Origin of the sequence: Litorimonas haliclonae (genome assembly GCF_965138505.1) — a bacterium.
Taxonomy (GTDB): Bacteria; Pseudomonadota; Alphaproteobacteria; order Caulobacterales; family Maricaulaceae; genus Litorimonas; species Litorimonas haliclonae.
On the sequence record NZ_CBCSCO010000005.1, the window covers coordinates 76,153 to 88,717 of the forward strand.

Here is a 12,565-nt window from a genome sequence, read left to right on the forward strand (position 1 = left end):
TTACAGGATATAATCTGAAGGAAATCTTATCCCCCGAACTCAGATTGTTAATACGCGCCAAAATTCTCTATGGGTAAAATGGCGTTAACGTCCAAACTCACCCACTGGATTCACAGGTTGAGCGCTTTGATTATTTTGGATGTGGATAGCTGTCGATATTTACGCTCTTCTAACCTTGGTTGTGGTTTTTTCTTGGCGCGTCTATGAGTGTCCTATGTCGGAGAAAAACCCCAATATATCGATTTATTTTCATGTGCATCTTGTGTCGGACTCGACCGGCGAAACCTTGGTGGGGTTGATGAAGGCCTCAACTGCCCAGTTTCGTAATGCGACGGCGTTAGAGCATATTCACGCCTTGGTTCGCAGTGAAGCCCAAATGGAACAAGCGCTTGATCTCATCGGAAGCAAGCCGGGGGTTGTTCTTTATACAGTGGTTAATCCAGACCGCCGCAAAAGGCTTGAGAGTTTTTGCGCAGAACACCGAATACCTGCAATCTCTGTGCTGGATCCTACATTGGCGTTGTTGGGGCGGTATCTAGGTGCTTCAATTATTTCGGAAGTCGGGGCGCAGCGAAATTTGGATGCAGAATATTACAACCGGATTGAGGCCCTCGATTACGCCATGGCCCATGATGACGGGCAAAATGTTCAAGGTCTGAGTGAAGCAGATATTGTATTGCTGGGGGTCAGTCGAACGTCTAAAACGCCGACCTGTATATATTTGGCAAATCGCGGGTATAAGGCCGGCAATATTCCGCTTGTTCCCGGCGCGCCTTTACCCATAATTTTAGATCAGTTTAAAAATCCATTTATTATCGGATTGGTGGCGTCCCCCGATAGGATCGTGCAAATCAGGCAACAACGCCTAATGGGCCTCAAACAAACCCAGCAAACCGACTATATTGACCAAGACCGCGTGCGAGACGAAATGCGTCAGGCTAAACGGATGTTTCTGAAAAAAGGCTATAAGGTGATTGATGTCACCCGCAAATCGATTGAAGAAACGGCGGCGCAAATCATTAACCTATATAAGGCGCATCATGACACGCTTTAAACCCTCCCAGCGACTTATTTTAGCCAGCGGTTCCGCTATTCGGGCGCAGATACTGTCTGACGCTGGACTGACTTATGACGTTATTAGTAAACCTGTCGATGAGGCGGCGATCAAAGAGTCGATGCTTGCTGAAGGGTCTCGTTTGCGCGATATTGCCGACGCCTTGGCAGAAGCGAAAGCTCTGAGGGTTAGTCGAACAGAGCCGGGGTTTGTTATTGGCGCAGATCAGATTATGGTGATGGACGAGACCTTATTTGACAAACCACCGACAATAAAGGCTGCGAGAAAGCGTCTGAAGGAGATGCGCGGTAAGACTCATAAACTCATGGGCGCGGTTGTTGTTTGCGAAAATGGACAAGCGGTTTGGCGGCATCTTTCTGTGACGAAATTAACAGTACGTGAGTTCAGCGATGCCTTTCTGGAACAATATATAGAGATGGAAGGCGAAAGCCTAACCCGCTCTGTCGGGGCGTATCGTTTTGAGGGGCCGGGCGCGCATCTATTTTCCAATGTGGAGGGTGATTTCTTTTCTATATTGGGGCTGCCCTTGCTTCCTTTGCTTGATTATCTACGAACGCGAGGAGTTATTCCGTCATGACCTCTCGTAAATCCGACGTTCCTATTCCGAAACTCGCAGGCGTGTGCGGCTGGCCCATTCACCACTCTCTATCGCCCGTGCTGCATAATTACTGGCTAAAGGCCGCCGGAATATCCGGGGCCTATATCCCTTTCGCGGTCCGTCCGGACAACGCCGTGGCGGCGTTTCAGTCGTTGAAATATACCTCGATTTCGGGCGTGAATGTCACGCTTCCGCTAAAACGACAGGCTTTTTTAGCCGCGGACGATCACACACCGGATGCGCTAAAGCTGGGGGTTTCAAATTGTCTGTTTAAACGCGATGGAAAGCTGATAGGGCATAATACGGATCTGGAGGGGTTTGCGACCCCTCTTTTGTCCAAGATTGCTGCCTCTGAACTTTCGCAAAGCTCTGTTTTATTGATTGGGGCGGGCGGCGCCTCACGCGCTGTTATAGGAGCTTTATTGTCGTTGAATGTCCCGGAGATAAAAATCGCTAATAGGACCGATAGTAAGGCGGAAAGCCTTGCCGAATCTGTGAATCTGCCAAGCCTTTACGCCGTTCCTTGGGAAAGCAGGAACGCGGCTGTTGCGTCCAGCCAGGTTATCATAAATGCCAGCTCGGCTGGGATGAGCGGATATTCGGATTTAGACTTGGACTTGGAAACAGCGCGTCCCGGGACGTTAGTCTATGACCTGATCTATACCCCGCGCCGAACAGGTCTTTTGAAAGAGGCTGAACGCCGAGGCTGCGAAACGCTTGGCGGTTTGTCTATGTTGATTGAACAGGCGAGACCAAGCTTTCGTCATTTCTTTGGAGAGGCTCCGCCGAAAGATTTAGACCCGACAGAAACACTTTACGCCGCTTTAAAATCAGGCGTCAGATGATAATTCTTGGTCTGACAGGTTCTATTGGAATGGGGAAGACGACCACGGCCGGGCTTTTTGCTGATGAAGGCTGCCCTGTATTTAACGCTGATAAAGCCGTGCATCAGTTATATTCCAAAGGCGGGAAAGCTGTGCCTTTGATTAAGGCGGTTTTCCCCGATGCAGTAAAAGACGATGCTGTCGACCGTGCCGTTTTAGGTGATCATATGCGGGCGGACCCGCTCAATTTGAAAGTTCTGGAGAGCTTTATTCACCCCTGGGTGGAAGAGTTGCGGCAGTTGTTTTTCGCGGAATCACGTCGGAAAGAGGCTGATATAGTTGTTCTTGATATTCCTCTGCTTTTTGAAACGGGTGGAGACAAAAAGGTGGACATTACAGTGACCGTTTCGGCGCCTTACAAAGTTCAGAAAGCCCGCGTCATGGCGCGACCGGGAATGACGGAAGAGCTATTTGAAATGCTTTTGGGGCGGCAAATGTCGGACAAAGAAAAACGCAGTCGTTCTGATTATGTCCTGTCCACAGGGGAGTCTATTTCCGAAACCCGCAAACAGGTGCAAGAGTTGGTGCAGAAACTAAGGGCAAAAGAGGCGTAAATGGCACCTATTCGGGAAATTGTCTTTGATACGGAGACCACTGGGTTTCACGCACAGGGGGATGACCGCATTACGGAACTGGGCTGCGTTGAACTCATCGACTGGCTTCCGACCGGAGAGCAATTTCATGCCTATTTGGATCCACAAAGGGAAGTACCTGACAAAGTTGTTCAGATTACCGGATTGACGACGGAATTTCTAAAAGGAAAACCGCTTTTCAAAGACAGGGCGCAAGATTTTTTGGATTTCATCGGGGATTCTACCTTGATCGCGCATAATGCTCGGTTTGATGAAGGGTTCATCAATGCAGAGCTGGAAAGGGCCGGGTTCGATCCCCTGCCCTCTTCGCGCTTCAAAGATACCCTTGCCATGGCGAATGAGAAATTTCCCGGGTCTCCGGCGTCATTGGATGCGCTTTGCAAGCGGTTTGATATCTCGCTTTCCGCCCGGGACAAACATGGCGCGATTGTCGACTCGGAGTTGCTCGCGGCAGTTTATCTTGAGCTTAAAGGCGGGCGCGCCCGCTCTCTTGGATTGGACACCGCGCCGAAAGAAATTCATGACCCTTACCGGAATGCTCCGACGAAGATGGCCCGTCAAAGACCCACACCAATAAACCAAGAGGTGAGCGCCGAGGAAGAGGCGGCCCACCGCGCTTTTATCGGCGAAATGGGCCCTGACATGATTTGGGCAAAATATTGGGAACGCTCTGAATCAGCTTAGGAAGCTGAAACAGATCCTTTTACGACCCTTCTGATTTGTTTCCAGATAAACAGGCCTCATAGGCCTGTGAAGTTTTTTGGTTTAGTCCCCAAATAGGCGGAAAATCAGTTGGAAAATCAGTGACGAGTAACTTTCCTTGACGTAGGGGCCCCGGCACGGCCGTTTCGCTTTTACGTCCAACCATACCGATATAGGCGAGTGTATTTGTCGGGGTTGAGATAGAGTCGATGCCGCGTCCCATCCACAGAAGAGTGTTTTCAGGCTTAAGGCCTCGACCCTTGTCCTCTCCTGGGGCGGATAGAAGCATATTTGGCGCGAGAGCTTGTAATTCCTCTGCTTGTTCGGAGGTGTAAGCGATTAAGACGACTTGATCACCCATTCCCTTTTCAGTAATCATTTCAATGACTTGGAACTCCGACGCGCTCGATTTGAAATCTATCTCCAGATAAATCTTGTTCTTTGCCATCTCCAAGGCGTCGTCAAAGCGAAGGGGTCGTTCGCTGGCTAATGTTCCCTGTCGAGACTTTAGCAGAATTTTATCTAGGTCCTCGCTCGTGCTGGCGGAGACGGGCCCCTTTCCGGTGCTGGTTTCGTCCCAAACGCCGTCATGGAATAAAAAGAGGGTTCCATCCTTGGTCGATGCAACATCAATCTCAGCTACGAGATAGTTTTCATCAATGAGGCGTTGCAGACCAGAAGCGCTATTTTCAGGAAGATCCCATTCTTCTGATACGCCCCTATGGGCGGCAATCAGGGCCGCTTCATCTGGGAGGCAAGCAATTGCGGTTTGGATCGAAGCCATCTGATTGCCAGCTGTCATATTGACTTTGCTGACCTCGGTGTTTGGTTGAGACGCCTTTTGGCTACAGGCTGTGAGGGCCAAGACTGTGCCAAAGGCTAAGGACAGACATAATGGGGACGTAAGAACAGGTTTCATAAACGGTATCCGGCAGAGTTTACGGCTTTGCGCCGCATCACCTTTGTCTTTATAGGCTCGAATATGGATAATCCAGTGACCAAAGATAATTTAGGCGAGACAATATTCTCTCTCAGCTCGGCATCCGGGAGAGCCGGCGTAGCGGTTTTTCGCCTGAGCGGGCCTGCGAGTGCGGAGAGTGTGAAGCATTTGACGGGTCGGTCAGTTCCTAGACCTCGATATGCGGCCTTGCGGAAACTAAACTCACAGCAAGGCGATCCTATTGATGAGGCGCTTACGCTCTGGTTTCCTGGGCCAGCCAGTTTTACCGGCGAAGATTGCGTGGAATTTCATACACATGGGAGCCCGGCAGTTATCAATGGGCTTAGCGCAGCTTTGCTTTCACTGGGCTTGCGTCAGGCCGAGCCAGGTGAGTTTACCCGCCGCGCCGTTCAAAACGGGAAAATGGATTTAACCGAGGCGGAAGGCCTTGCAGATTTGATTGACGCCCAGAGCGAGGGGCAACGTGTTCAAGCCTTGCGGCAGATGGGAGGCGGCCTGCGCGATTTATACGAAGATTGGCGCGAACGTTTGCTTGATGCCCTTGCCCAAATTGAAGGCGAAATTGACTTTCCCGATGAGGGCGACATTCCGGATAGCTTGTCACATGGAGCTTACGCGCCTCTCGGAGCTCTAGCATCTGAAATGTCTACAGCCCTAGAGGATATGGGTCGGGGCGCAGCTATTCGATCGGGATTGGATATTGCAATTATTGGCGCGCCGAATGCCGGGAAATCAACTCTTATAAATGCTCTTGCCCGCCGTGAAATTGCGATTACCTCGCCTGAAGCCGGGACGACTCGTGACGTGGTCGAAGTGCAAATGGTGATTGCGGGCCTTCCCGTTACTTTATCAGACACAGCGGGTTTAAGAGAATCTGACAACGCCATTGAAGCGGAAGGTGTTCGCCGCGCCCGTCAGCGTGCGGAGGAAGCAGAAATTACAATATATGTTGTCCGTCCTGGAACGACAGAATTCGAGCCTTTCCTTGTTGAAAGCATGACCAAGACAGATATTATATTTCTAAATATTTCAGAGGGTTATGAACATTTTGACCTAGTGAATGCGCCTACGTCCCTTCGCGGGAATCTTATGGAGCCAAATGGCGAAAGCGGGGTTCATACCCGTTTGGAAGAGATTGTTCGGAAGCACTATTCTGTCGGTCAAGATTCAGGCCTTACCCGGGTAAGGCATGGAGATTGCGTGAGGCGAGCGCAAGAAGCTATTTTACGAGCTCAAGGCCAGTTAGGAATTGCGCCGGAGCTTACCGGGGATGACTTGCGCGCGGCTTTGCGAGCGTTGTCAGAGCTTGCCGGGGAATCGGATATTGAAGCTGTTTTTGATCGGATATTTTCGCGCTTCTGCGTTGGCAAGTAGGCAAGCTGTTCCCCTCCTCTCGACAGATTACCGAGAAAGCCTTATTGGGTCGGTTTAGAACTCTAGAAACCTAATTGTTTCACGTGAAACATTGAGCGATGCGATATGACCCAAAACTGGGACGTCATTATTATCGGGGGCGGGCACGCAGGCTGCGAGGCGGCGAGTGCCTCCGCACGTTTGGGCGCGAAGACCCTGCTTTTGACCCATAAGCTTGAAACGATAGGTGAAATGTCCTGCAATCCGGCTATTGGCGGCCTCGGCAAGGGTCACCTTGTTCGCGAGATTGATGCGTTTGGCGGCGTTATGGGTTTGGTCGCAGATCAATCCGGCATTCAGTTTCGGTTGTTAAATCGATCAAAGGGCCCGGCCGTTCAAGGGCCTCGTACGCAATCTGATCGTTATTTATACCGCAACGCGATGCAGGCAGCATTGTCAGAAATTAATAATCTCACGCTCTTGGCCGGCGCGGCGGAAGACCTTGTGGTCGAGAACGGGCGGGTGGCCGGAGTTGTTTTGGAAAATGGACGAACCTTAGGCGCCCAACGCGTGGTTCTGACGACAGGTACGTTCTTGAAGGGTATGATTCATATTGGCGAGCAGAGGATCCCGGCCGGACGAGTCGGCGAAGCGCCCGCTGTCGGGTTAAGCCAACGTCTTTACAGCCTCGGTTTGGACATGGGCCGTCTCAAAACGGGGACACCTGCCCGTTTGCGAAAGAGTTCTATAGATTGGGACTCACTTGAGATGCAGGAGGCAGATGCCGAGCCGATCGCTTTTTCTTTTTTGAACTCCAAAATTGTTGTGCCTCAAATCGCGTGTGGCATTACACATACGAACGCGGAAACACATAAAGTCATTCAAGACAATATTACTTTATCCGCCGTCAATAACGGGTCGATTTCCGGCCGTGGGCCGCGATATTGCCCGTCAATTGAGGACAAAGTTGTACGTTTTGCAGATCGGGATCGCCATCAGGTGTTCTTGGAGCCAGAAGGGCTCCCGGGCAATCCAGACGGTGACGTGGTTTATCCTAACGGGATTTCTTCCTCTTTACCTGAAGAAGTGCAGGATAAATTCCTGCGGACTATCCGCGGCTTAGAAAATGTTATTGTCGAGCGCTACGGCTATGCCATTGAATATGACTATGTGGACCCAAGAGAATTGCGAAGAACCTTGGAAGTTAAGAAGCTGAATGGCCTATATTTGGCTGGGCAGATTAATGGAACCACAGGATATGAAGAAGCGGGGGCACAGGGATTGATCGCGGGTTCAAATGCAGCTTTGGCCACCCAGAATCGGGAGCCGCTTATCTTGGATCGGAGCCAAGCCTATATCGGCGTGATGATTGATGACCTTGTAACCAAGGGCGTCACAGAGCCTTATCGTATGTTTACCTCGCGCGCAGAGTATCGATTGGCTTTACGAGCGGATAATGCAGACACGCGCTTAACGCCGATCGCGATAGAGCTGGGTATGGTGACGGAAACTAGAACAGAGATGTTTCACGTGAAACATGACTCTTACGCCGCCGCGAAAGCTTTAGCGGAAAGATTAGAAGCCTCCCCTAACACTCTTAAAGCTAAGGGTTTATCTATCAATCAGGACGGAGTTAACCGCAATGTGATTGATCTTCTTGCCTATCCCGACATTCAAATCGTAGATCTAGAACCAATTTGGCCGGAACTTGGTGACCTGACCGGCGAGCAGAGGCAGTATTTAAAGACTCATGCAATCTATGCAGGCTACCTAGAGCGGCAAGCAAAAGATATTGCCGCGTTTCGCCGGGACGCCGGTTTGCGGATGCCGAATGACTTGGACTATTCTAAAATTGGGGGGCTTTCCAACGAAGTCCGGCAGAAGTTAACGTCGCAACGGCCTGAAACTCTTGGTGAAGCATCAAACCTAGAAGGCGTTACGCCGGGAGCTCTCATGGCGGTGTTAGCATACATAAAAAAGAAAAACCGTGCAGCCTGAAGAGGAATTCCAAGCTAAAACCAATGTTTCACATGAAACATTGAAGAAATATAAGGCTTGGCATCGGCTTTTAGTAAAGTGGAACGCCAAGATAAATCTGGTCGCAAAATCCACTCTCCCTGAGTTCTGGACGCGTCACGCGCTGGATAGCTGGCAAATTACGCCCCTTTTACGCGAAACAGACCAAAATTGTCTTGATTTTGGATCCGGGGGCGGCTTTCCCGGCCTATCGGTAGCTATTGCGCTAGCTGAGAGAGCGGAAGCAAGAGTAACGTTAACAGAGTCGGCAGGCAAAAAAGCAAGCTTTTTGAAAACGGTAAGTCGGGAGGTCGATTTGCCAACTCACATTCATTCAGGCCGCATCGAGGATTTAGACGATTTTTCAGCCGACGTTATCACCGCAAGAGCTTTCGCCCCGCTCGATCGGCTGCTCGGTTACTCACAGCCTTTCCTCTCGCCGGAGACCCAGCTTTTATTGTTAAAAGGGGCGGCTGTGGATGAAGAGTTGGAATTAGCTCGCGCGCAATGGACATTTGACTATGAGACGGTAAAAAGCCTGTCAGATGAGGACGGTTGCATTTTAAAGGTAAAAAATGTGAATCGCCGCTAAGCGACGGAAAAGGTTAGTGAAATGCGCATAATTGCGATTGTGAACCAAAAAGGCGGCGTTGGAAAAACAACAACATCTATAAACCTTGCCGCAGCCCTCGCATTGAAAGGTCAATCTGTTCTTCTTATTGATATTGACCCCCAGGGAAATGCTTCCACCGGTTTGGGCATCGACCGCCACAACCGGGAAAAATCAATTTACCACGTATTGACGGACGGTCTATCTCTGCGGGAGTCAATTGCAGAGACCTCCGTTGACGGCTTGTCAATTGTTCCGTCACATGTCGATCTGTCGGCTGCCGAGATGGAAATTGGTAATAAGGACGGCAGGACAGTTCTTTTACGGGATGCCGTGGCCGAAATGGTTCGCGAAGGCGGCCCAAAATATGATTACGTTCTGGTTGATTGCCCCCCTTCCCTAAATCTTTTGACGATAAACGCTCTCTGCGCCGCCCGGTCTGTAATTGTCCCACTTCAATGTGAGTTTTTTGCTCTCGAAGGCTTAAGCCAGCTTTTGAAAACGGTCGAAATGGCAAAAGCGAATTTGAATCCAAATCTGGTCATAGATGGCGTCATGCTGACAATGTACGATCAGAGAAATCGGCTCTCCTCTCAGGTGGCAGACGACGTCCGGAAACACCTCGGCCGCGCAGTCTTCAAAACCCTTATTCCGCGAAATGTTCGTATCGCTGAAGCCCCCTCCTTTGGAGAGCCGGTTCTGACCTATGATCCCACATGTGCGGGCTCGGTGGCTTATAAGAAATTGGCCGCTGAAATCCTTTCTCGCCACAGTCGATCCAAAATCCAATAGTTATCAAAGTGTATTTAAAACAAAGGCTTAAGCCATGAGCGGTGATAAATCAGATAAAAAAACCCCGGCTAAAAGAAAAGCGTCAGATAGGGGGTTGGGACGCGGTCTATCTGCCTTGATGAGCGATATCACCCCTCAACAAGAAGAAAAACAGCCCCCAAAAACTAGCTCTAATTCTCCGGCAGCGGACATGCCCGAGACACCCGACCTTAATAGCCGCCGCGTACAATTTCTTTCTATTGATAAATTGGAGCGAAACCCAGATCAGCCAAGGCGGTACTTCGATAAGGAAAAACTCTCCGAGCTGACTGAATCCATCAGGACAAAAGGCGTCTTACAACCCATTTTGGTGCGCCCTCTTTCCAAGCAAAACGACAGTAGGTTCCAAATTGTGGCGGGGGAACGTCGCTGGCAGGCAGCGACAGCCGCCGGACTAACCGCGATGCCCGTCCTAATCCGGGATTTGAATGATGAAGAGGTTCTTCAAATCGGGGTTATCGAGAATGTACAACGGGCTGACCTCAACCCGATCGAAGAGGCGCAAGCTTATGAAGCTCTGATTTCGCAATTTTACCGTAAGCAGGACGAAGTGGCCCAAGCTGTCGGAAAGTCACGCTCTCACGTGACAAACATGCTTCGACTCTTAAAGCTGCCGAACCTCGCTCAGGAAATGTTGGCAAAAGGCGAGATAACAACAGGCCATGCCCGCGCCATTATTTCTGCTCCGGATCCGGCCGCATTGGCCGGTGAAATTGCCGATAAAAACCTTAGTGTTCGCGAGGCAGAAGATTGGGTTCGACGAATTAAGAAATCCGAAGGCAAACCGCCAAAATCCAGGCATTATAAAGACGCCGACACCCAAGCGCTTGAACGAAAAATGACAGACGCCCTGGGCCTTCAGGTGGATTTAAACCATAAAGGTCCAGGCGGAAGCTTAAAGATAAGTTATAAAAGCGGTGATCAACTCGAAGAAATCATCCGAAGACTCGGCGGATAAATCCCGCCGAATCAATAAGTTAACCCCTTCATTTGCTAGACTTCTTTACGGAGGTTTTTTTTTGAGTTTTCATATCCACTTTCAACGAGGAATCCGTCATTGTGACGACTCGTTGAGGGAAAGGAATTTCAATATCTGCGTTATCAAGCGTCTCTTTCATATGAATACGTAAATCTGACGCACGTTTGAACCAGTTGTCGCCGGGCATCCAGCAGCGGAAATTCATATCAATCGCGCTATCACCAAAGCCCATTACATAAGCTTCAGGCGGCGTCGGTTCCTCTGTTACGCCTTCAAAGTTACTCATTGCCTCTAACATCAAATCCCGGCACTTGGCTAAGTCAGTGTCGTAACCTACGCCGATATTGATAATCGCCTTACGGTTTTGATGTCTCCCGTAATTTACAAGTTTATCCGTCCAGACCTGTGAATTCGGCACATACATGAAAAGTCCATCAAATGACTTCACGGTTGTCGCAAAAAGACCAAGTTCCGTGACTGTCCCGGCAAATCCATCCGTTTCAACGAAGTCACCTACGGCGAGTGGTCGCAAGATCAACATCATGACTCCAGCAGCGATATTGGATAGCGTGTCCTTAAGGGCAAGACCAATAGCCAAGCCCGCAGCGCCAAATACTGCCAGCAGTGATGCCGGCGGAACCCCGAGTTTAATTAGAAAGGCATAAAGTGTCATTGCCATGACAACGTAGAAGACGACTGAGGCTATAACCGGGCGCAATGTCGGATCTATTTCGTGTTTCCCTAATTTGATCTTATTAACGCGAGCGCGCATCCATTTCGCGATTAACCACCCAATAACAAGAATAGCGAGCGCGGCGGCAACCGTCATTACCCCTGCGATGAGCAACGGAAACTGCTCCGTCGTCTTGGTCCACAATTGACTAAATTCTTCCATAAGTCCTAAGTCCTTTTTCCGGCATAAGAGGCAAGGGCGAGTATCAATCGGCCCATGATTGCCTCAGTGGGGGCGGCAGCTGTTTTAATCTCTCGCTCCGCCTTTTGGCTTTGTATCAAGGCGCGCCGTAACATAGTCAGCGGCCAAAGTGAAAGGTGTCGCCTGAATAAATCTTCCTGCATGGAAAACACCGGGGGGCGAAGGGATCGGAGCGCTTGTCCCATATTTTCTCCGCTTTCCAGGGTCATTGAAGCCTCGATCAGCCGGAGCAAGTGGCGCTGCAGTCCTATGAGAACAGAAACCGGATTGATTTTGCCGCTCATCGCGCGGCGGTAGCTGGCATCCGCGGCTTCAACATCGCCGCTCATTGTTTGCATCACAATAGAGTCAATGGACGCGCTTTGCCCGCCCGCCGCAACAGCGCGAATATCGGCCAGTGACACAACGGCGTCGGGATTTTTTCCATACCCCTTATAAAGCGCCATCTTTTCTATTTCATTTGCAGCCAGAGCGTGATCACCCTCGAGCAGGGGGACCCAATGCTCAAGAGCGTCCGGGTTGATATTGATATTGTGATCAGAAAGTGTCGACTTCACCTGATCAGCTAAATCTTTGGCACTCGCGGCATAACAGCCGATAGAAGCAAAATGACCCGCGGCTTCACAGGCTTTACGAATGGCGGAGCGAGGGGTCATATCCCCGGCTTCAATAATGAGTTTTGCCTCCGCTTTTTCAGGTTCTGTATCGAATTGTTTAATCAGTTTGGAAATTGCCGCGCCGTTTCGTTCATGGTCCAAGCGAAGCCGAACCAGACGATCATCCCCAAGCAAGGATAGCGCGCTCATTTCATCGGCGAGCCGCGCCGGGTCGCTTGAGAGGTCGTCGGCGGTGAGAATGGTCGTTCCAAAAGCATCGTCGGCATTGGGCATGAACTTTTGAGTTAGCGCAGCACTCCGCGATTTGACCAAACCGCGGTCGGGTCCGAAAAATAACACTCCGACAATGTCAGAGGGAGGCTTTTCAAGAAATCGCGCGGCGCGCGTGCCAGTCAGTTTCATATCGCCGTCT

The 12,565-nt window shown here is 50.3% G+C and carries 13 protein-coding genes; 10 read left to right on the forward strand and 3 right to left on the reverse strand.

The features are described from left to right. Positions 1 to 214 precede the first annotated feature (214 nt). Genes ACNA05_RS11425 through dnaQ form a run of 5 tightly spaced genes read left to right on the forward strand, consistent with a single transcriptional unit; the run spans position 215 to position 3,834 of the window. Positions 215 to 1,054, forward strand: coding sequence for a pyruvate, water dikinase regulatory protein (locus ACNA05_RS11425; protein WP_415811623.1), 840 nt, complete (start codon positions 215 to 217; stop codon positions 1,052 to 1,054). Next, positions 1,041 to 1,652 (forward strand): Maf family protein, encoded by a 612-nt coding sequence (locus tag ACNA05_RS11430; protein WP_415811624.1) that lies wholly within the window; start codon positions 1,041 to 1,043, stop codon positions 1,650 to 1,652. Before ACNA05_RS11425 ends, ACNA05_RS11430 begins: the two co-directional genes overlap by 14 nt. Next, positions 1,649 to 2,518: a shikimate dehydrogenase gene (gene aroE, locus ACNA05_RS11435; RefSeq protein ID WP_415811625.1), complete on the forward strand. Its 870-nt coding sequence runs from the start codon at positions 1,649 to 1,651 to the stop codon at positions 2,516 to 2,518. Before ACNA05_RS11430 ends, aroE begins: the two co-directional genes overlap by 4 nt. After that, positions 2,515 to 3,111 carry a dephospho-CoA kinase gene (coaE, locus tag ACNA05_RS11440; RefSeq protein ID WP_415811626.1) on the forward strand — a complete coding sequence of 199 codons (597 nt, stop codon included), beginning with the start codon at positions 2,515 to 2,517 and terminating at the stop codon, positions 3,109 to 3,111. The genes aroE and coaE overlap by 4 nt, the downstream gene beginning before the upstream one ends. Next, positions 3,112 to 3,834: a DNA polymerase III subunit epsilon gene (gene dnaQ, locus ACNA05_RS11445; protein WP_415811627.1), complete on the forward strand. Its 723-nt coding sequence runs from the start codon at positions 3,112 to 3,114 to the stop codon at positions 3,832 to 3,834. It abuts the gene before it with no gap. A gap of 19 nt (positions 3,835 to 3,853) precedes the next feature. On the opposite strand, the gene ACNA05_RS11450 is transcribed toward dnaQ, so the two are convergent. Next, complete coding sequence (locus ACNA05_RS11450; protein WP_415811628.1) at positions 3,854 to 4,771, reverse strand: glycerophosphodiester phosphodiesterase family protein; 918 nt, start codon at positions 4,769 to 4,771, stop codon at positions 3,854 to 3,856. Between the two features lie 63 nt (positions 4,772 to 4,834). Between ACNA05_RS11450 and mnmE the strand changes: the two genes are divergently transcribed. From mnmE to ACNA05_RS11475, 5 genes are all read left to right on the forward strand, one after another. After that, entirely contained in the window at positions 4,835 to 6,187 is a 1,353-nt protein-coding gene (gene mnmE / locus ACNA05_RS11455; protein ID WP_415811629.1) for a tRNA uridine-5-carboxymethylaminomethyl(34) synthesis GTPase MnmE, read from the forward strand. Between the two features lie 105 nt (positions 6,188 to 6,292). Then, positions 6,293 to 8,164 carry a tRNA uridine-5-carboxymethylaminomethyl(34) synthesis enzyme MnmG gene (mnmG, locus tag ACNA05_RS11460; RefSeq protein WP_415811630.1) on the forward strand — a complete coding sequence of 624 codons (1,872 nt, stop codon included), beginning with the start codon at positions 6,293 to 6,295 and terminating at the stop codon, positions 8,162 to 8,164. Next, the gene (gene rsmG, locus ACNA05_RS11465) at positions 8,154 to 8,774 is read left to right on the forward strand and encodes a 16S rRNA (guanine(527)-N(7))-methyltransferase RsmG (RefSeq protein ID WP_415811631.1); all 621 of its coding nucleotides are present in this window, start codon (positions 8,154 to 8,156) and stop codon (positions 8,772 to 8,774) included. Before mnmG ends, rsmG begins: the two co-directional genes overlap by 11 nt. Before the next feature lie 21 nt (positions 8,775 to 8,795). Continuing rightward, positions 8,796 to 9,584 (forward strand): ParA family protein, encoded by a 789-nt coding sequence (locus ACNA05_RS11470; RefSeq protein ID WP_415811632.1) that lies wholly within the window; start codon positions 8,796 to 8,798, stop codon positions 9,582 to 9,584. 34 nt (positions 9,585 to 9,618) lie between these two features. Continuing rightward, complete coding sequence (locus ACNA05_RS11475) at positions 9,619 to 10,581, forward strand: ParB/RepB/Spo0J family partition protein (protein ID WP_415811633.1); 963 nt, start codon at positions 9,619 to 9,621, stop codon at positions 10,579 to 10,581. 28 nt (positions 10,582 to 10,609) lie between these two features. Here the strand turns inward: ACNA05_RS11475 and ACNA05_RS11480 are convergent, their stop codons facing one another. Further along, on the reverse strand, positions 10,610 to 11,497 hold the full coding sequence (locus ACNA05_RS11480) for a mechanosensitive ion channel family protein (protein WP_415811634.1): 888 nt from the start codon (positions 11,495 to 11,497) through the stop codon (positions 10,610 to 10,612). A gap of 5 nt (positions 11,498 to 11,502) precedes the next feature. Continuing rightward, the gene (gene holA / locus ACNA05_RS11485; RefSeq protein ID WP_415811635.1) at positions 11,503 to 12,555 is read right to left on the reverse strand and encodes a DNA polymerase III subunit delta; all 1,053 of its coding nucleotides are present in this window, start codon (positions 12,553 to 12,555) and stop codon (positions 11,503 to 11,505) included. Positions 12,556 to 12,565 lie beyond the last annotated feature (10 nt).